This is a genomic window from Sporocytophaga myxococcoides DSM 11118 (genome assembly GCF_000426725.1).
In the GTDB taxonomy this organism is placed as follows: Bacteria; Bacteroidota; Bacteroidia; order Cytophagales; family Cytophagaceae; genus Sporocytophaga; species Sporocytophaga myxococcoides.
The window spans coordinates 571,171-590,063 of the sequence record NZ_KE384560.1; the positions used below are offsets into that span (position 1 = coordinate 571,171).

Below are 18,893 nucleotides of genomic sequence, written 5' to 3' on the forward strand. Positions count from 1 at the left end.
AATTATTTCGTGGCTTTTAGGAATTAGTTGATTGTAATCACAAATCACTAGTATGTCTTTCTCAAGAATCTTGGACTTCTGCCTCTGAAATTGTTAATATTCGTAACAAAGGTATATCTGGCTTTTACCTGGAATACAAAATATCCATCGTTTCTTTTAGGATTGCCCCTCTGAAAATTTTGAGTTTCTCCTGATGTTATTTTATTCGAAATATCTCGGGCTACAGGATCAGTAAACTGGCTGTCATCCAGAAATTTATAAGAACTTGCATCGTCCAGATAATCTGTGAAAGTGAATCTGTATCCACCTTCAACCATAAACTCTAATTGTCTTGTATATTTGATTCTGAAACCCAAACCAACTGGTATAATTGCTGTAACAGGGCTATATGATTTACCTTCTGTATGCAGGGGTCTGAGTTTATACCACTGCCCGTTCAGAGAACCGTAAGGATTGAAATAGGTAATTCCAAATCCTAAGAATGCATAGGGGTTAATAAGTTTTCTACGTCTGAAATGCTTAGTATAAGGATAATAATCATAAACCCCTGCAACATAAGCTTCGAGATTTCCGGATCTGAAATCAAGGTTTCTATTTTCATGAACATCTTTAGATGCTAGCCTTACATAATTTATTTCAGCTCTTCCATAAATGTTTGGATTAAATCTGTAAGCCATGCCAATTCCGAAGTTTGGACGGAACTGCATACAGTCAAATTTATCACACAAATCACCATAGTAAGATGAAAGCCCCAGTTGAGCTGTAACGCTAAGCTTCTCCTGCATTAAATATCCTGATCTGTTTACCAGCCTGTTATGCTTTGCTTGAGAGAAACCCAAATGGGAAAACAATAAACAAAATATTGTAAAAATGTAAAGTTTTTTCTTTGATTTCATTTTGTCTTAAAGATCAAAAAACTGAAAATTCTTTTCCAGTTTGAAATTAATAATAATCAATTTTTAATAACATATTTGAATTAAAAACCAAATTAAACCGTTTTGGTTAAATATTTCTTAGAATAGACCCGATAAAAGCAAAATCATATACGGATTTTCGCAGGTTTTGTTAACGTTTCAAATGTATTTATGAGAAAACTCATTCATTTACTGTTGGTTGCATTGTTTTTGGGTGGGTGTGACTCAAAGGGACCACAGGGGCAATTGTCCTTTTTAAATAATAAAAGTGATATTTCTAATAATGTACAAGTTGCAGAGAATTATTATACCCTGAGTGTAAACCTAACACAATCCCAAAAAACAAAATCCGCGAAAATAGAAGACCTAGTGCAAAAACTTGGACGGTCAAAACAGTTTAATGGATGTGTTTTGGTTGCTGAAGATGGGAAAATCATCTATGATAATTTTTATGGATTTTCTGATTGGCGAAAAAAAACGCCTCTTTCTGATAGTGCTTCCTTTCACCTAGCATCTGTATCCAAGCAGTTTACTGCTATGGGAATAATGATGCTAAGTGAAGAAAAGAAAATTTCTTTAGATGACGATATTCAAAAATACCTGCCGGAAATTCCATATAAGGATATCAAAATCAGAAACTTGTTGAATCACAGTTCAGGAGTGCCCAACATTCTCAATTATCTTCCTAATTTTTTCTGTTATTGGGACAGCTGTGAGATTGCCAAAAACAAGGATTTGATATACATCTATAAAAATTTTCATCCACCCGTGCAATTCAGACCTGGAAGTAGATTCTCTTATAACAACAGTAATTATGTACTTCTTGCTGAAATCATAGAAAGGGTATCAAAACAATCTTATGAATCATTTATCGAAAGAAGAATTTTCAAGACTTTAGGGATGAACAACTCCTTTGTTTATAATATAAATGATGAAGGAAAAATAAGGAATAGAGTTAGAATATATGGTCCTTATAGGGGAGGGCATAGCTCTGATGAAAATGATCTTCGAAATGGAATGGTTGGAGAAAAGGGGATTTATTCTTCTGCAATTGATTTGTTTAAATGGGATCGTGCTTTGGCAAAAAATATTTTAGTGGCAGATTCCACCATAAAAAAAGCTTTCGAATATTCGGTTTTAAATAATGGTAAGCGCATAAATTATGGATTTGGTTGGAGAAAAGTAAAAAATGAACCTGATATTGTCTATCATTTTGGTCATTGGAGAGGAGCTAATACTTGCATCATAAGGTTTACAAAGGATAATAACTGTATTATTATTTTAAATAATACCAGCAGTCGAAGAGTGAAATATCTTGCACAACAGATCATTTCTGTCCTTTATCAGGATAGAGGTTTTGAGCCAGAGTTTTAGATATCAAAGAGATAGATAGCGAGAGCAGGAAAGTGATTAATCGAAAACTGTAAAAGAAATGGTTGCTTAAATATTGGCAACCTTTTTTCTTTTGTTTACATAAGGTCTCCTTGGTTTGAGAACCCGATTTATAGTGGAGATATCCGACATTCTGTTACGCAACCGTTTTGTGGTAGATAAATTATAAATGCAAAAGGCCGATTGCTCGGCCCCTTTACTTTAAACTTTCAATTTTTTATTTCTTCTTTTTTCCAGATTCAATTTCTTTTGCCTTATCCCATTGCTTCAGTGCCGAAAGATATATTTCATCAGTTTCATTAATGATTGGGTAAAATCCGCTATTACCCCAAACGCTTCTTCCAATGTATGCTTTGATATTATTTTTAAGCATATTCCTGGATTTATTAAAGTCGCTTTCTTTATATTTCACTCCTGACCTTGTAGCCAGATCAACTACTTCTTTCAGCATTTTATCTGTAACAGTGAAAGATTTTTTAAATTCTTCAAAAGTCATTTTCTGAAGTTCCTCTTTATTATTTGAAAAGTAGTCAAGAGTATATTCTCTGATTATATTCTTATTAAACAGTTCAACAAGATAGGTGGTAAATGCAGTAGTATCTCTTGGTACAAAGATATCCGGCATGATACCTCCACCTCCATAAACGTATCTACCTTTCGTGGTTTTATACTTTAATGAGTCGTTGAATTTAATACTGTCCGCATGGAAAAATTCCCCATGTTGGTATCTTTTCAGAAGATCGGAGCTATAATCATCAGTATTATTTTTATCATATGGCTTTTGAATACTTCTTCCGCTTGGTGTATAATACCTGGAAATTGTCAGCCTTAGTTCTGATCCATCACTCAGCGGAATGGGCATTTGAACCAACCCTTTTCCAAATGATCTTCTGCCTACAATAAGAGCTCTGTCGTTGTCCTGCAATGCACCTGAAACGATTTCTGAAGCAGAGGCACTACCTTCATTTATCAATACAATAACAGGACCTTTTTCAAAATCACCATTCATATAAGCTTCTATCCTTGAGTCATACCGAGGATCCTTTCCATCTGTATAAACAATCAGTTTTCTATCGTCCAAAAGCTCATCCACAATTCTTGTAGCTCTGTCCATGTAACCTCCTGGGTTATCTTTCAGGTCTATAATCAGCTGTTTCATACCTTTCGCTTTAAGACCTGTAAGTGCTTGTTTGAATTCTGTATAAGTATTTGCAGAAAATCTACTCACTTTTATGTAACCGGTTGTCTGATCCACCATATAAGATACATCCACGGAATAAGTTGGTATTTTATCACGCGTAATCACAAAATCCAGAGGTTTTTTGGCATTTTTTCTTACAATTGTGACTTTAACTTTAGTTCCTTTAGGGCCTCTGAGTTTGCTGAATACATCACCATTAGTGATGCCCGCTCCGGCAACTGATTTATCATCGACCTTTACTATTTTATCTCCAGCCATTAATCCAACAGCTTCAGATGGTCCTCCACTAATAGGAGCGACAACGTAGATAGTGTCTTTGATAATATTAAATTCAATCCCGATTCCTTCGAAGTCTCCTTCCAGCTGAGATCTGGCGATGTCAATATCTTTTTTGGGAATATATGCTGTGTGCGGATCCAGTTTTTCCAGCATTTTTACTATGGAAAAATCCACCAGCTCATCCATGTTGACTGTATCAACATAATCATTTTCTACATAATTGAGAATTTCATAATACCTTTTAAAGCTCTGGGTAATATTATTCTTGCTTCCGTCGCTGTTCATAACAGCACCGATAAAGATTCCACAAATCACAGCTAGTGCCAGAAAAATTGGGAATTTGTAGTATTTTCTTGGATTCGTTTTTTGAGTCACGTGTAAAAAATTTAACTATTTGTTGTACATTCTATAACCAATTATCGCTTGTAAAGTTATTAATTTAAGATATTCAAATCATATATTCTTGCAGTTTGTTAATACTTTCTCCCTACGTTTATTCAAACTGATGAATGTAAAGGTTAATATATGGAATAGAAAGCTGTATTAAAAAAAAGGATTGTAGTAAATTTATTAAAATGAGTTTCATACAACCTTTGTTGAATATCTTTCGATTTTGCTCTCTCTTTGAGTATAAATGTTCTTTTATATTAATCATTCAGAATTAAGCAAATTAAGGTCGTTTATTTCGGTTTATCCGTAAATAATTTATACTTATCGTTACAAATGATGTATTTAATTTGCTTAGTTTTGGAAAAAATTGTAATATAATAATATATAATATTTTTATTTTTGAGAATTTATATTCCAAATATTATCCTTCTTTTGCTGTGCTTGATTAGCAGGATTCTCACATCACTTTACTATGTGGAGGATGTAGAAAATCTTCGTTACGCTTTAAGTGTGATGGATTTTGATTGGGCGCTTTCTCAAGCACAATATGCCGGAGCCCCTTTGTTTGTCGCAGTCACAAAGGCTGTATATATTATTACGGGTAATTTGCCGGTTGCATTTTCCATAATTGGAGCACTTGGGCTTTTTTTACTTATTTATTTTACTTTAAATGTTCTTCAGGTTCCTTTAGTATCTTTAGAAGGAGGCCTTACAGCATTGCTGATATTCTTTAGTCAGGCGATCTGGCTTGCAAGTAACAGGTATCTGCCAGATGTCCTGGCTGTTGCTGGATTGATGGCATGTTTTTACTACCTTGTTCCTGATCACTATCAAATAAAGCAGGTTTATAAAGGATGTTTTGCTGCTGGATTGGTGCTAGGTATTAAATTGGTTTACTTCCCATTTTTGATAGTCCCTATTGTTTATGCTTTTATTAGTAATAATAAATTCCTTCCTTGTCTGGGGTACTTTTTAATAGGAATTTTGATATGGCTTATGCCTGTTATTATTGCTACGGGATGGACAGATTTTCTTAATCTTTCCGCTGATTACACAAAAAACTATTTCATATTCGGGTTAATGAATTTTAAAGTAACTCAGATATTTAGTTTTATCGAATATCTTTGGAGAGATGGGTTGGGAGGTTTTTGGATTGACAGAAGTCCGTTTACACTCATCATTTCTGTAGGAATTCTTTTCTGTACTTTTTTTGGAATCATCATTTTATTAAGCTTTGACTATCCAAGAGCGAAAAACTATGTCATTTCAGGAACCTTGGGGCTATATGCTATCTGGGCTATTATCTTTCCAAATCAATATTATGGATCTATAGATGTTTTACCTCTTGTCCCTTTTTTTCTGATTACGATTTCTTATGGTATTATTTATTTTATAGTAAACTATAATTATCTCTCAGCCAAATTAATGGTTCTGGTATTTCTGTTTACAAATATCAGTATTACCGTTTATCTTGTTGTTCAACATATGAATCCCACAGCTCTAGCTCAGGCAAAAATGTATGTGGATGAGATAGAAGATGGTAAAAAAGGTTCCCTAAATCTTATTTCTGTTCAATCGATAAATTACTACCTTGAGGCACAAAAGGTGAAAGGGAAGTTTTATAGTGTGGAGTTAGATAAAGATAAGATTGGTGGACTAAAAATGGGAAAAGTCATAACAATAGGTGAAGGGCCTTTTCTTTTAAAACGGAATCCTAAAAAGGTGACTGCATTTCATCACAATCCAGAAGTGAATCGTAATTGGGCAGATATTTGGGTATATGAATATTAATTGATTTAAAATATGGGTAGAATTTTAGCTATTGATTATGGAAGAAAGCGTGTGGGATTAGCTGTAACGGATCCATTACAAATTATAGCAACAGCACTTGATACAATTGACGAATCGAAGATTCTGGATTTTTTAAAAGCATATTGCAACAAAGAGGATGTTGAAACCTTCGTAGTTGGTATGCCCAAAACTTTAAATAATAATGACTCTGAAAATGCAAAATATGTTAAGGCCTTTTCGGAGAAACTGATCAAGGCGCTGCCTTCAATTCCTATTCACTTTGTGGATGAAAGATTTACGAGCTCCATGGCCTTAGATGCTATGATTGCCGGAGGAATGAAAAAGAAGGACAGAAGAGAGAAAGGCAATATAGATAAGATCAGCGCTACGATTATTCTGCAATCTTTCCTTGAGCAGCAAAGGAGATAACAAAATTATTAAGCTGGGAGATTTATTGGTGAAGAGAGTACTCTGGTAGTAATGCCATGTAATCCAGAATTCTTTTAGGGCTCATGTAATACTGGTCAATCCAGTCACTATCACCTTCCATTTCGGGAAGGCTTCTCACATAAGCTGCATACTCATAAAGTTGCCAACCTAAACCATGTCTAATAGTCCGGCGGTCGGTATCTTTTTCAAATTGGGATCTTGTATTAGGAAATATATAATCCAGCGCAACAGATGCTAATTCTTCCCCACTTTTATTGATGTAAAAAGCTGTGTGAGCGAGTTCGTGACCAATGACTCCTATCTGAGCATTAAATGACAAACTTTTGAGGATAATATTCTCCATGATCGGACTGCTCTGACTACTGATAATTACCAAATATTCTCTTTGATCGGTTTTCCTCAAAATTGTCCAGAGATTTGGCTGTGAGGTGAGAGGAATATATGCTGGCTTCATGACAAATTTGATTTTCACTCCTTTCAGTTCTGGGAAATGTGATAGAGCTATTAATGCCTGCAATTCATAACCTTGAGGCAATATTTTGTTTTGCCCGAATTCTTTCTTGAGGCTATCATATTTAGAAATATAGTCTGCTTTTTTATATTCCTTTCTGACCTCATTTTTTGTCTGCAGTCCTGTTCCTGAATACAGGTTGTTAAATAATGAGGCAAGGAGTGCTAAAATCAAAACCAAAATGCTATTTCTCACCATCATATTAACGTACTTTTAAATAGTTAGATGCATTACAATTTGCTTTAAAAATGTCTGTAAACCAATTTATTCAATAAATCTCTATAATTAGAAGAGGAATTCATTTGTATAAAAACTACCTATAAGATAAAATAATGTTTTAAAACTATTCTGGATGTTGAATCGAATCAAATACCAGAATAGTTTAACCATTTATTTTTTGTCATTACTATCACTCTTGCTTTCGCTAGCCTGAGCGTCGGCTTTCTTTGTGTCAGACTCAGCTGCTCCACGAGCAGCTGGTTTTGTGTCTACAAGATTTGCGGGATCTTTCTCCTGAAGCTCTTTGTTGGGCACATCATTTACTGTTATCGTGTCTTTAAATGCGGCATCGACAGTTTCATATTCTCTGCCACAAGAAAACATTATACCCAAAGCCATCATTAACAATCCCGATTTGAAAATCCTTTTCATCGCATTGCTATTTTGATTTTATTCTTTAGTTCTCCCATTGAAAAACCATGCATTGGTACCGTGTGCCCCCTGTTGTCCTTCTACAGGACCGTTTTCGGCTTCGGGACTCGCGCTGTTATAATTATATTCAGTGTTTTGGGATGCGCCTTCAGGCAATTCCCGCTCAGTATTGATGCTATAACTTTCGCTATTAGTCTGACTTTTACAACCAACCCCGAAAATTACTATTGTCAATGAAAGAGCTATTAAAATCTTTTTCATAATTTTTACCAGTTATATTGCTGCCACTCCTGCTTATAAGAACTGGTATCCGCGTCTTTATTGCTGCTGCTATATGCAGAGTCTGTCTCGGGATAACTTTGTTGTATATATGCAGTAGTGTCATTATAAGATTTTTTGACTGTTGGCAATGGCTTTGAAGGATGTTTCTTCTCTGCAGCAATTTTCTTGTCTTCACCAGCGAAAAAGGTAGAGGCATAACTTCCTCCCATACCCATTCCGGAAGCTCCCTGAAAATTTATTCTAGTCCTGGAAAAGCTGTATGCATATCCATCTGAGTCAACATTGCTTTCTTCTGCATCTTGTTGCTTTTTCGTTGACGAACTAGCTGTGATATTTCCCTTATTTACACCTTTAGTATTCATATAGGATCTGCCTCTTGACCTGCCTTTGGTGCTGCATGATCCTAATACCAGGGAAAAAATTACCATGCTATAAAATATCCTTCTCATCACATACCTCCTTTTTATAAAATTAAGTTGTGATTCCTAGGAAATGTTTTTTGCTAAAATCTTGTGCTTTGGTTATTAGGTAGTTAATAGATGTCTCTAGGGAAGTGAAAAAGAAAAAATGTCAACCGATTCCTGATCGAAAAGGAAAGCCTTTTGTTCGCTTAACAGAGCAAAACTGTAAATCTTTTGAGCCGGAAGTTCTATTTCTCTTGCATTTTTAGTGTAAAGGTCAAGAATAACAAGTTTGTTGTCTTTAATATAGTAAAGATTGTTTTTTAGGAAGCTGAAATAATCTAATCCTTGAACTTGGATCCTTTCTTTGAGATTACCCATATTGTCAAATATTAGAATGCCTGAGTTTTTGTCATTTATAAACAGCAAATTTTGGTACTCCCTTAAAAAGGTCAGATCATAATTCTGGGGGTTCAGAATAAGTTCAAGGGGATTTCTTATATCAAGTTTATGAAAAGTCAGATTATATTTTTTTAGTGAAAAGTCCGTTTCATCCACCAGCCACAAATTATTGTCAGAGGAAGGTGCCGCAATTCTGGCAAAGCCTACAAGCTCTTTATTCAGATCTGTGTTGGGAGATGGCGTGAGGAATCTGTTTAAAAAAAGAAATTGCTGAAAATTTCTGTAAAAGACGAAAATGTTCACATTTCTCCATGCTTCCAGCAGAGTAACATTGCTTTTTTTCTGGGGAGAAAAAGTTAATAGAAAATTACCCTCTGAATCAAATTTGCTGACATTGCCATTGGCGTCAGTTGTATAAAAATTGAAATAAGTATCGATCGAGACTTTTTTTACAGGACTGTTGATTTTTACAGATTTTAAAAACTTAAAATCGTTTTCCTGCGAGAATGAATTTTGAAAAGAAACAAATACCAAGATTGATGAAATAAGGAATTTAATTCCGGAATTCTTTAAGCTCAAGTTTATTTCCATCAAATTCTGCATAGGTATAATAATTAATCCAATCTCCAATATTCATATAAACGGAATTTGCCCCCACTTTCATCTCTAGTTTGAGATGTCTATGACCAAAAATATAATAGTCCCTGTGTTTCAGATTTTCCTGTTCAATACAATATTGGTAAAGAAATTCTTTATCACCGAGAAATTCCTCTCCATGTTTACGGGTTTTGTTTCTGCTGCTTTTGGAGAAATAGTTTGCAAGTCCTATACCAATATCAGGATGAATCCAGCTAAAAAGAAATTGACATATTGGGTTATGAAAGAATTTTCTGAGTAATTTAAAGGTTCTCTCACCTGGTCCTAATGCATCTCCATGTCCTATAAGAAATTCTTTGCCTGCAATAGTTAGCTCTATAGGATTTCTGTAAACTGGAATATTTAATTCTTCAGTGAAGTAATTAAATATCCACATATCATGGTTTCCTGTAAAAATATAAATAGGAATACCAGCATCTGATAATTCTGCGAGTTTGCCCTGTAGACGGATAAATCCTTTTGGAATTGCATGTTTGTATTCAAACCAGAAATCAAATAGGTCACCAAGCAAATAAATTGCCTGAGCTTCATTTCTGATAGATTCCAACCAAGCTACAATTTTCTTTTCTCGAAGAAGACTTCCCTCTGCTGTCGGGACACCGAGATGGAAGTCAGAAGCGAAAAATATTTTTTTTCCTGGGGAAAGCGAATTAATTATCTGTTTCATCAATTAAAAACAAAACAACTTCTTTTGGTCGTTGCTCTGCATTTGAAGAAGATTTTGATCCTGTTAATATAGAGACCAAAGATGGTGAATTTTTCTGATACTTTTCTTCCAGATGTCTGATTCCAGCATTGCGTGAAAGTAAGATCTGATCAACAAATGCGATGATGATATGTATGTTGGCGTGAAAGTAAAGCGGAGATTGAATTTGTTGTTGATTGGAAGAAACTATTATACTCCCTGAATCTGCTAATAGAGATTCGCAGCTGGAAATAAAGAGGTTGTTATCTGAAAGTTTATCGATTTGACTTTGGCATTTTATTCCAAAATCTCCTGCCATTTCACTTATAAGCGTCTCCGCACTATAAGAAGTACAGTTTTTTTTCTGCTTTACAAATTTGACAAATGCATTCTGAAAATGAACAATTGATTCACAGTATATGAAAGTTCCACCAGTCTGCGTGAATTTTTCTGCAAATGATACGCCCAGATCATCGGATTTATCTATGCCATAAATAGGGGAGGAAAAGTCAGGAGTGCGAGCTGCTCCCTGAACGGTAGAACTCGCACTCCTGATTTTATTAAAAATTTTGTCTTTTAATAAATTGAATCCCATTAATTATTCGGTTGATCTCCTTCTTGTTTTACCTTCTCAGGAGACTGAGATTCTGATTCCTTCTTTTTTTCCTGCTCTGAAATCTTTGCTTTGTGTTCATCTTCAAGATTTTTCAAGGCATTTGTATTCAAATCAACATTACCATCGCCAGATACTTTTCTATTTGTATACGCCTGATAAGTTGTTTCTCTTTCAAATGGTCTTTTTCCGATTAACACCTCCAGATCAGTCTGGAAAATAATTTCTCTTTTAAGAAGTTCCTGAGCAATTAACTCAAGCTCATTTCTCTTATCCGAAAGAAGTTGTTTTGTTCTATCGTATGCTTCCTGAATAATTGTCCTTACTTCCTGGTCAATCGTTTCAGCAGTAGCTTCTGAATATGGTTTGTTAAAAGAGTATTCGCTTTGTTTTGAATCGTAGAATGAAATATTTCCGATTTTATTATTCATACCGTACATGGTTACCATGCTGTATGCCATTTTAGTGATTCTTTCAAGGTCACTTAATGCACCGGTAGATATTTTATTGAAAACAATTTCTTCTGCAGCTCTTCCTCCAAGTGTCATGCACATTTCGTCAAACAACTGCTCTGTTGTATAAAGGAACTGCTCTTTTGGCAGGTATTGAGCATAACCAAGGGCAGCTATACCTCTTGGAACGATACTTACTTTTACCAAAGGATCTGCATGTTCCAGGAACCAGCCAGCAACTGCGTGTCCTGCCTCATGGTATGCAACGATCTTTTTTTCTTCAGGGGAAATGATTTTGTTTTTCTTTTCAAGACCACCTATGACACGGTCGATTGCATCCTGAAAATCATTCATGTCAATTTCCTGCTTATCTTTTCTTGCGGCAATTAAAGCGGCTTCGTTACACACGTTTGCTATTTCTGCTCCTGCAAATCCGGGAGTCTGAGCTGCCAGCTTTTTAGCATCAAGTTCTTTAGACAGTTTCAATGGTTTTAAATGAACATTGAAAATTTGTTCCCTTCCTACAATGTCTGGTTTGTCAATGCTTATTTGTCTGTCAAAACGTCCTGGTCTTAAGAGAGCAGAGTCAAGAACATCAGGTCTGTTTGTTGCTGCTAGTATGATTACTCCGGAATCTGTAGAAAATCCATCCATTTCCACAAGAAGAGAGTTAAGAGTATTTTCTCTTTCATCATTAGCTCCTGGAATCTGTCCTCTACCTCTTGAACGTCCTATAGCATCTATCTCATCTATAAAAATGATACAAGGAGCTTTTTCTTTAGCCTGTTTGAACAAGTCACGAACCCTTGCAGCACCAACTCCGACAAACATTTCTACGAAGTCAGAACCTGAAAGAGAGAAGAATGGTACACCCGCTTCTCCTGCCACTGCTTTAGCAAGCAAAGTTTTACCTGTACCTGGAGGGCCTATAAGGAGTGCTCCTTTAGGAATTTTTCCTCCAAGTTTAGTGAATTTGGTAGGATTCTTAAGGAAGTCTACAATTTCTTTTACTTCTTCTTTACCTTCTTCCAGACCAGCTACATCAGCGAATGTGATTTTAACTTTATTTTCTGCATCAAATAATGCCGCTTTTGATTTTCCAATATTGAAAATCTGACCCCCAGGACCACCTGAGGTCATTCTTCTCATAAGGAACCAGAAGCCTAGTAGAATAAGGAATAGTAAGCCCCAGTTTACAAGGAAAGTCGAAAAATCAGATCTTTCATTGTCAACCTCAAAAGCAGCTCTTTGGTCTTTAGGAACCTTGCTTGAAAGTTTATCCAGATCTTCCTCAAACTTTTCAGCAGAACTTATCTGAAATTGAAAATGTGGGCCCTGTGTAAGGGCGAATGGTCCCCTCTGAGCGAATTTATCTTTATACTTTTCATTCTCAAGAGCGGTATCTTTAAGATATACCTCTACATATTTTCCGTTTACAACCACTACCTTTTTTACGTCATGGCTCAGGTACATGTCTTCAAACTTCTTCTTGTCAATTTCAATGACAGAATTGTTTTTGTTAAAGTAGGTAATGCCGAATACCAGCAACAGGAGGATAATTATAACCCATATCTGATAATTTGGCTTTTGTGGTGATTTTGGAATGATCTTCTTCTTGGATTTATTATCAGTCATCTTGCTTATTATAAAAAAATTTAATTAATCTTCAATATTAATGATTTTAGCGTCTCCCCAAAGTTCTTCAAGTCCATAAAACTGCCTTCTGTCGCGCTTAAAAACGTGTGCTACCACCTGAACATAATCCAGAAGTATCCACTCTTTGTTGGTTTTACCCTCCTTGCGCCATGGATTTTGAGCTATTCCTTTATAAACTTCTTCTTCTATTGAGTCTGCAATTGCATCAATTTGTGTATCCGAACCACCTGTACAGATAATAAAATAATCTGCCACCGCATTCTTAATACTTTTTAAATCTATTATTGTTATATTAGTAGCCTTTTTTTCCTTCATTCCTGATACTATCAGGTCTTTCAGATCTTCTTTTTCTTTAACTATTTTTTCTTTCACTCTTAAAATAAAATTAATTTTGATTCTTAGTTCATCTACAAATATAGAAATACCTTGTACAATATTACAGCCAACACGCTTTTTATCGGAAAACCTTTGATTTATCTGCCATCTTGTCATTCAACCAATGACATCGCTGCAGAAATGGTTCAAAGTCCGAATATTACGGAAGGAACTACGATCATTGCAAATTTCCAAACAGCAGGAAAGGGGCAAAGGGGTAATTCTTGGGAATCTCAAGAAGGAAAAAATCTGATGTTCTCAATCATTTTAAAACCTTCTTTTCTTTCTCCCACAGAGCAGTTTCAGCTGAATATTACAATTTCACTTTCTGTATCTGAGTTTTTAACAACTTATCTTGGAAAAAAGATCAAGGTGAAATGGCCCAACGATATTTTTTTTGAGGATAAGAAAATTTGCGGAATTTTAATACAAAATTTTATTAAATCTTCTAAGATTGAAACTTCAGTAGTAGGAATCGGCATCAATATCAATCAGATTGAATTTTCAGAAGGCAAGGCTACTTCATTAGCTAGGGCTCTAGAAAAGGAATTTGATAGAAATATCTTATTAAACGAATTTTTAGTGATTCTGGAAAGAAATTACCTTCAATTGAGAACTGGAAGAATCGAGAATTTAAAAAGCAGATATATTGAGAATTTATACAAGCGTGGTGAAACCGGTTTTTATAAGACAAAAGAAAATGTATTAAAGGGAATGATAATTGGGGTAGATGGAATTGGTCAGCTTTTAATCAAAGAGAATGAAAATATACACTCATTTCAGTTTAAAGAGGTTGAATTTCTGAATTTTATAGACAAATGATGCCCTTTCATTGAATTTAAGAAGCTAACTGGGTATATTTGCTAAAGAGAAAAAAATAAATCTAAACTTAATTTAAATTATTGCTATCAAATGGTTGAGACGTATATCAAATACAAAGTTAAAGACTTTTCCCTGGCCGAATGGGGGAGAAAAGAAATAGAACTAGCGGAAGCTGAGATGCCGGGTTTAATGTCTGTAAGAAAAGAGTTTGGTCCTTCTAAACCTTTGAAAGGCGCCAGAATTGCAGGCTGTCTTCACATGACAATTCAAACTGCTGTCCTCATTGAAACACTTATCGAATTAGGTGCAGAAGTTACCTGGTCATCTTGCAACATTTTTTCTACTCAGGATCATGCTGCTGCTGCAATTGCTGCTGCAGGAATATCTGTATATGCTTGGAAGGGCATGAACGAGGAGGAGTTTGACTGGTGTATTGAGCAAACACTGTTCTTTGGTGAAGAAAGAAAACCTCTTAATATGATCCTTGATGATGGAGGTGATTTGACTAATATGGTTTTAGACAGATACCCTGAATTAGTTAAAGATATCAGAGGTATTTCTGAAGAAACTACAACTGGAGTATTGAGATTGCACGAGCGTGTGAAAAAAGGAACACTTCCTCTTCCAGCTATAAACATCAATGATTCTGTAACAAAATCCAAATTCGACAATAAGTATGGCTGTAAAGAGTCTCTGGTAGACTCTATCAGAAGAGCAACAGATATCATGATGGCTGGTAAAGTTGCAGTTGTCGCTGGTTATGGTGATGTTGGAAAAGGATCCGCGCTGTCTTTAAGAGGCGCAGGAGCAAGAGTTATTGTTACTGAAATAGATCCAATCTGCGCTCTTCAGGCAGCTATGGATGGTTTCGAAGTAAAGAAAATGGATGATGCAGTAAAAAGAGCTGATATTGTAGTTACTGCAACAGGAAATAAAGATATCATTGTTGGAAGACATTTCGAGTCAATGAAGGACAAGGCTATTGTTTGTAACATCGGCCATTTTGACAATGAAATCGACATGGCATGGTTAAACAAAAACTATGGTTCTACAAAAGATACCATTAAACCTCAGGTTGATAAATATACTATAAAAGGTAAAGACGTTATTGTGCTGGCAGAAGGAAGACTTGTAAATCTTGGTTGTGCAACAGGGCACCCATCTTTTGTAATGTCTAACTCTTTCACCAACCAAACTCTGGCTCAGCTTGAGCTGTGGCAGAATGCATCAAAGTATGAAAACAAAGTTTATACTTTGCCTAAGCACCTGGATGAAAAAGTTGCTAGTCTTCACCTTGCAAAAATCGGTGTTGAACTGGATGTCCTTTCTTCCGATCAGGCTAAATATATTGGCGTTGCGGTTGAAGGTCCGTTTAAATCTGATTCTTACAGATACTAAAATGAAAAAGCCCCGAATCGGGGCTTTTTTTATTTCCATCCTGTAGCAGGCACATAGACTACTTTTTTTGTATCGAAAAATTCTTCTTCAAAGTATTTCCTTATATCAGTAATCTGAAAGGATTTTATATTTTTCAACTCTTCAGTAAGATCTCCGCCTTTCAGGTAAAGAAGACCATTATCAAGATCATTAAATCCACCTTTTAAGTATTTTCCTTTTGACCATTTCCCGATTTCATCCAGGGTCGTGACAGCCCGACTAACTACAAAGTCAAATTTTTCATGAACTTGTTCTGCCCTCGCTTGTCTTGCTTTAACATTAGACAAACCTGCTCCAGAGCTTACTTCTTCCACCACTTTTATCTTTTTTCCAATAGAGTCTACTAGTAAAAAGTCGGTTTCAGGAAAGTATATAGCTAACGGTATTCCTGGAAATCCTCCACCAGTACCAATATCAAGAATAGTTGTCTGAGGTTTAAATTGAATGACTTTGGCTATTGCCAAAGAATGAAGGATATGACGTTCATACAAAAGATCAATGTCTTTACGTGAAATAACATTGATCTTTTGATTCCATTCTTTATATAAATCTCCTAACTTTTCAAATTTGGCAATTTGATCCGGAGATAATTCAGGAAAGTATTTTTTGATTAAATCCAAAGTCTAAATAGCGTCTTTTCTGTTTTTAACCAGGTCATAGAGCAGTTCTCTTGCTCTGTGAAGTTGAGCTTTCACAGTTCCTAGAGGGGCATCTATTTCGGCTGCAATTTCTTCATAAGAAAGCTCATTGAAATATCTCAGCTTTACTAGTACCTGATACTTTGGAGGTAGTTTTGTTACTATTGTCTGAATGATTTCAACTTTCTCAGATTTGATCGCCTCTTCCTGAGGATTTAGACTGGCATCTTTTATGTCAATGTCGACATTGTCCCCATTGTCATCTTTGAAAGTATTGCTGATACTAAATGTATCAAGCTTTTTCTTTCGGATAAAATCGATACAGTTATTAGTAGCAATCCGGAAAAGCCACGTACTGAATGTAAACTCAGGATTGAATTTTTTCAGATTTTTAAAAGCTTTGGCAAATGCTTCAATGGTAAGATCTTCGGCGTCGTCAACATTTCTTACCATTTTGAGAATCATATGGTAAACAGGCTTTTTATACCTTTGCATTAATTCTGCGTAGGCTTTTTCATCTCCGTGCTCTTTGGCCAGCTCTATAAGTTGAAAATCTTTTTTAGCCTTTTCTGAAAATTGCTTATTACTTAAATCCATTTAATTTTTCTTGAAAATAAGGCAGATATGCCAACCAAAAGATAATTTAGATAATAAAAGAAATCTAAAATGGGGAACCAATACCATGCTAAGGAATCTTTTAGCTTTCGAGTTATCAACACAAAATTAGAAATTATCAACAAAGTTCTCAAAATAAATACAATTATAATAATTTGATGAATACTTTCAAGATAAACCAACAACAAAAAGCTAGCATAAAATCCCAGATTGGCCATTACGAATATCCCTAAAATTAGTTTACTTTTTGGGGTATAAAGTTTTCCCACGGACAGATGCCGAAGTTTCTGTTTAAACCATTGTTTGTAAGTGTTTTTTGGTATGGAAATAGTCTGACTACATTTTTTAGTTACGATTGCTGTTTGTGAATACTTTGAAATTTCTTGAACGGTAAGGTCATCATCGCCTCCTTGCACACTCCGATATTTGTCCAGGGACTTTGATTCTAGAAGTGTATGTTTGCGGTAAGCAAGGTTTCTGCCAACTCCCATGTATGTCATCCCGGCTAATGACAGGGAGAAGTATTGCATTGCAGTATAAACGGTTTCATAGCGTATTATTTTATTCAAAAAAGTATTTTCTTTTGAATAAGGAGAATAACCAAGAACCAATGAAGTCTCTGAAGTAAAATTTTCCGTTATTGATTTAATCCAGAATTCTGAAGCAGGGAGGCAATCAGCATCTGTAAGAAGTATGATTTCACCCTTGGCAACATTAATTCCTTGTTTTAAAGCATATTTTTTCCCATTCCAATCAGCAGGTAATGAATCTACATTTATAAATCTGAACTTTGAATCTTGCAAAAAATGTTTTTCGATATATTCCTGAGTATCATCTTCTGACCGATCATTAACCAGAATTATTTCAAAATCGGGATGTTTTTGCTTTAAAAGACTAGGGATAAGTTGGGCTAAGTTCTCTTTGGCATTTCTGGCACAGACAATTACACTGACTTTAACCGTCTCTCCTGACTTTGTATTTTCTGAATAAAACCAAAGCCGGGCATATACAAAAAGTACATAAACAGCCTGAATGATTGCGGATATTATAAATAAAACAGTAAGAATCCCCATCAGCAGAAAATTAAAAATTAAAATTAATAAGAATTACGATATTTTTGTGGAATTGAATTAGCAAGAATGGTATTTAAAATACAATCAACAGACAAAAAAAGTAAGGCAAGGACGGGGACAATTCAAACAGACCACGGTGAAATCAAAACTCCTATTTTTATGCCTGTGGGAACTGCCGGAACAGTTAAAAGTATCCACCAAAGAGAACTGGAAAGCGATATTAACGCACAGATCATATTAGGAAATACATATCATTTGTATTTGCGTCCAGGATTAGATGTGTTGTCTCAGGCTGGAGGTATTCATAAATTCAACGGTTGGAATAGACCTATTTTAACGGATAGTGGCGGATACCAGGTATATTCATTATCGGGAACCAGAAAAATTAAAGAAGAAGGGGTAACATTTGCTTCTCACATAGACGGTAGTAAACATACCTTTACACCGGAAAATGTAATGGATATTCAAAGAACCATTGGTGCAGATATTATCATGGCATTTGATGAATGTACACCTTATCCATGTGAGTACAAGTATGCAAGGAAGTCTATGGAAATGACTCATCGTTGGCTTAAAAGATGTTGCGATAGATTTGACTCTACAGAACCTAATTATGGCTATAATCAGACTTTATTTCCTATCGTTCAAGGTAGTTGTTTCAAGGATCTGAGATTGGCTTCCGCTGAGAAAATCGCTTCATTTAATCGGGAAGGAAATGCAATAGGTGGATTGTCTGTGGGCGAGCCTGCTGAAATTATGTATGAAATGACAGAGATTGTTTGCTCTGTTCTTCCATGGGAAAAACCGAGGTACCTTATGGGAGTTGGAACTCCTGCAAATTTGCTGGAGTCTATAGCTTTGGGAATTGATATGTTCGACTGTGTGATGCCAACCAGAAATGCCAGAAATGGGATGATTTTTACAACGGAAGGAATTATAAATATCAAAAATGAGAAATGGAAAAGGGACTTTTCCGAAATTGATCCTGGACTGCCTTCATTCTTGAAAAATTATTATACAAAAGCTTATCTCAGACACCTGGTTGCTTCAAAAGAAATTTTAGGTGCCCAGATCGCAACTTTACAGAACCTTACTTTTTACCTTTGGTTGATGAATGAGGCCAGGACCAAAATTGAGGAGGGAACATTTTCAGATTGGAAAGACATTACCGTAAAAAAAATAATGACTAGACTATAAACTGATTTA

The 18,893-nt window shown here is 35.3% G+C and carries 20 protein-coding genes; 6 read left to right on the forward strand and 14 right to left on the reverse strand.

What is annotated here, in order from left to right:
- Nucleotides 1-47 precede the first annotated feature (47 nt).
- The gene (locus K350_RS29735) at nt 48-896 is read right to left on the reverse strand and encodes an outer membrane beta-barrel protein (RefSeq protein WP_051313422.1); all 849 of its coding nucleotides are present in this window, start codon (nt 894-896) and stop codon (nt 48-50) included.
- 189 nt (nt 897-1,085) lie between these two features.
- Here K350_RS29735 and K350_RS29740 point away from each other — a divergent pair, with 189 nt between their 5' ends.
- Nucleotides 1,086-2,288: a serine hydrolase domain-containing protein gene (locus K350_RS29740; RefSeq protein WP_028981513.1), complete on the forward strand. Its 1,203-nt coding sequence runs from the start codon at nt 1,086-1,088 to the stop codon at nt 2,286-2,288.
- 235 nt (nt 2,289-2,523) lie between these two features.
- On the opposite strand, the gene K350_RS0120620 is transcribed toward K350_RS29740, so the two are convergent.
- The gene (locus K350_RS0120620; protein ID WP_028981514.1) at nt 2,524-4,161 is read right to left on the reverse strand and encodes a S41 family peptidase; all 1,638 of its coding nucleotides are present in this window, start codon (nt 4,159-4,161) and stop codon (nt 2,524-2,526) included.
- Between the two features lie 456 nt (nt 4,162-4,617).
- On the opposite strand from K350_RS0120620, the gene K350_RS0120625 reads away from it, so the two are divergent.
- Together K350_RS0120625 and ruvX are read left to right on the forward strand one after the other, a co-directional pair.
- Complete coding sequence (locus K350_RS0120625; RefSeq protein ID WP_156027118.1) at nt 4,618-5,967, forward strand: hypothetical protein; 1,350 nt, start codon at nt 4,618-4,620, stop codon at nt 5,965-5,967.
- Between the two features lie 12 nt (nt 5,968-5,979).
- A complete protein-coding gene (gene ruvX / locus K350_RS0120630; protein WP_028981516.1) occupies nt 5,980-6,396 on the forward strand; it encodes a Holliday junction resolvase RuvX in 417 nt (138 codons plus the stop codon).
- A gap of 22 nt (nt 6,397-6,418) precedes the next feature.
- On the opposite strand, the gene K350_RS0120635 is transcribed toward ruvX, so the two are convergent.
- The 9 genes from K350_RS0120635 to rsfS form a co-directional block, all read right to left on the reverse strand.
- Nucleotides 6,419-7,129, reverse strand: coding sequence for a hypothetical protein (locus K350_RS0120635; protein WP_028981517.1), 711 nt, complete (start codon nt 7,127-7,129; stop codon nt 6,419-6,421).
- 189 nt (nt 7,130-7,318) lie between these two features.
- The gene (locus tag K350_RS0120640; protein WP_156027119.1) at nt 7,319-7,579 is read right to left on the reverse strand and encodes a hypothetical protein; all 261 of its coding nucleotides are present in this window, start codon (nt 7,577-7,579) and stop codon (nt 7,319-7,321) included.
- 18 nt (nt 7,580-7,597) lie between these two features.
- The gene (locus tag K350_RS0120645) at nt 7,598-7,840 is read right to left on the reverse strand and encodes a hypothetical protein (RefSeq protein WP_028981519.1); all 243 of its coding nucleotides are present in this window, start codon (nt 7,838-7,840) and stop codon (nt 7,598-7,600) included.
- Between the two features lie 5 nt (nt 7,841-7,845).
- Complete coding sequence (locus K350_RS0120650) at nt 7,846-8,310, reverse strand: hypothetical protein (RefSeq protein WP_156027120.1); 465 nt, start codon at nt 8,308-8,310, stop codon at nt 7,846-7,848.
- A 96-nt stretch (nt 8,311-8,406) separates the two neighbouring features.
- Nucleotides 8,407-9,255: a hypothetical protein gene (locus K350_RS0120655; protein WP_051313424.1), complete on the reverse strand. Its 849-nt coding sequence runs from the start codon at nt 9,253-9,255 to the stop codon at nt 8,407-8,409.
- Nucleotides 9,218-9,988, reverse strand: coding sequence for a UDP-2,3-diacylglucosamine diphosphatase (locus K350_RS0120660; RefSeq protein ID WP_028981522.1), 771 nt, complete (start codon nt 9,986-9,988; stop codon nt 9,218-9,220). The genes K350_RS0120655 and K350_RS0120660 overlap by 38 nt, the downstream gene beginning before the upstream one ends.
- A complete protein-coding gene (locus tag K350_RS0120665; RefSeq protein WP_028981523.1) occupies nt 9,972-10,601 on the reverse strand; it encodes an LUD domain-containing protein in 630 nt (209 codons plus the stop codon). Before K350_RS0120665 ends, K350_RS0120660 begins: the two co-directional genes overlap by 17 nt.
- Entirely contained in the window at nt 10,601-12,706 is a 2,106-nt protein-coding gene (ftsH, locus tag K350_RS0120670) for an ATP-dependent zinc metalloprotease FtsH (RefSeq protein ID WP_028981524.1), read from the reverse strand. The genes K350_RS0120665 and ftsH overlap by 1 nt, the downstream gene beginning before the upstream one ends.
- 24 nt (nt 12,707-12,730) lie before the next feature.
- The gene (gene rsfS, locus K350_RS32915) at nt 12,731-13,099 is read right to left on the reverse strand and encodes a ribosome silencing factor (protein ID WP_028981525.1); all 369 of its coding nucleotides are present in this window, start codon (nt 13,097-13,099) and stop codon (nt 12,731-12,733) included.
- 54 nt (nt 13,100-13,153) lie between these two features.
- On the opposite strand from rsfS, the gene K350_RS0120680 reads away from it, so the two are divergent.
- Nucleotides 13,154-13,924, forward strand: coding sequence for a biotin--[acetyl-CoA-carboxylase] ligase (locus K350_RS0120680; protein ID WP_028981526.1), 771 nt, complete (start codon nt 13,154-13,156; stop codon nt 13,922-13,924).
- 90 nt (nt 13,925-14,014) lie between these two features.
- Nucleotides 14,015-15,322: an adenosylhomocysteinase gene (ahcY, locus tag K350_RS0120685; RefSeq protein ID WP_028981527.1), complete on the forward strand. Its 1,308-nt coding sequence runs from the start codon at nt 14,015-14,017 to the stop codon at nt 15,320-15,322.
- Nucleotides 15,323-15,351: 29 nt separating this feature from the next.
- Here ahcY and rsmG read toward each other — a convergent pair whose 3' ends face one another.
- The 3 genes from rsmG to K350_RS29745 are packed head-to-tail and all read right to left on the reverse strand — an operon-like array spanning nt 15,352 to nt 17,687.
- On the reverse strand, nt 15,352-15,981 hold the full coding sequence (rsmG, locus tag K350_RS0120690) for a 16S rRNA (guanine(527)-N(7))-methyltransferase RsmG (RefSeq protein WP_028981528.1): 630 nt from the start codon (nt 15,979-15,981) through the stop codon (nt 15,352-15,354).
- Between the two features lie 3 nt (nt 15,982-15,984).
- On the reverse strand, nt 15,985-16,596 hold the full coding sequence (locus K350_RS0120695) for an RNA polymerase sigma factor (protein ID WP_028981529.1): 612 nt from the start codon (nt 16,594-16,596) through the stop codon (nt 15,985-15,987).
- The gene (locus tag K350_RS29745; protein ID WP_037576512.1) at nt 16,587-17,687 is read right to left on the reverse strand and encodes a glycosyltransferase; all 1,101 of its coding nucleotides are present in this window, start codon (nt 17,685-17,687) and stop codon (nt 16,587-16,589) included. Before K350_RS29745 ends, K350_RS0120695 begins: the two co-directional genes overlap by 10 nt.
- A gap of 66 nt (nt 17,688-17,753) precedes the next feature.
- On the opposite strand from K350_RS29745, the gene tgt reads away from it, so the two are divergent.
- Nucleotides 17,754-18,884: a tRNA guanosine(34) transglycosylase Tgt gene (gene tgt, locus K350_RS0120705; RefSeq protein WP_028981530.1), complete on the forward strand. Its 1,131-nt coding sequence runs from the start codon at nt 17,754-17,756 to the stop codon at nt 18,882-18,884.
- Nucleotides 18,885-18,893 lie beyond the last annotated feature (9 nt).

Bases quoted from the DNA above. Each gene is read 5' to 3' on its own strand.
- K350_RS29735 (WP_051313422.1), bottom strand. From the start codon at position 896: ATGAAATCAAAGAAAAAACTTTACATTTTTACAATATTTTGTTTATTG.
- K350_RS29740 (WP_028981513.1), top strand. From the start codon at position 1,086: ATGAGAAAACTCATTCATTTACTGTTGGTTGCATTGTTTTTGGGTGGG.
- ruvX (WP_028981516.1), top strand. From the start codon at position 5,980: ATGGGTAGAATTTTAGCTATTGATTATGGAAGAAAGCGTGTGGGATTA.
- K350_RS0120635 (WP_028981517.1), bottom strand. From the start codon at position 7,129: ATGATGGTGAGAAATAGCATTTTGGTTTTGATTTTAGCACTCCTTGCC.
- K350_RS0120640 (WP_156027119.1), bottom strand. From the start codon at position 7,579: ATGAAAAGGATTTTCAAATCGGGATTGTTAATGATGGCTTTGGGTATA.
- K350_RS0120645 (WP_028981519.1), bottom strand. From the start codon at position 7,840: ATGAAAAAGATTTTAATAGCTCTTTCATTGACAATAGTAATTTTCGGG.
- K350_RS0120650 (WP_156027120.1), bottom strand. From the start codon at position 8,310: ATGAGAAGGATATTTTATAGCATGGTAATTTTTTCCCTGGTATTAGGA.
- K350_RS0120655 (WP_051313424.1), bottom strand. From the start codon at position 9,255: ATGGAAATAAACTTGAGCTTAAAGAATTCCGGAATTAAATTCCTTATT.
- K350_RS0120660 (WP_028981522.1), bottom strand. From the start codon at position 9,988: ATGAAACAGATAATTAATTCGCTTTCCCCAGGAAAAAAAATATTTTTC.
- K350_RS0120665 (WP_028981523.1), bottom strand. From the start codon at position 10,601: ATGGGATTCAATTTATTAAAAGACAAAATTTTTAATAAAATCAGGAGT.
- ftsH (WP_028981524.1), bottom strand. From the start codon at position 12,706: ATGACTGATAATAAATCCAAGAAGAAGATCATTCCAAAATCACCACAA.
- ahcY (WP_028981527.1), top strand. From the start codon at position 14,015: ATGGTTGAGACGTATATCAAATACAAAGTTAAAGACTTTTCCCTGGCC.
- K350_RS0120695 (WP_028981529.1), bottom strand. From the start codon at position 16,596: ATGGATTTAAGTAATAAGCAATTTTCAGAAAAGGCTAAAAAAGATTTT.
- K350_RS29745 (WP_037576512.1), bottom strand. From the start codon at position 17,687: ATGGGGATTCTTACTGTTTTATTTATAATATCCGCAATCATTCAGGCT.
- tgt (WP_028981530.1), top strand. From the start codon at position 17,754: ATGGTATTTAAAATACAATCAACAGACAAAAAAAGTAAGGCAAGGACG.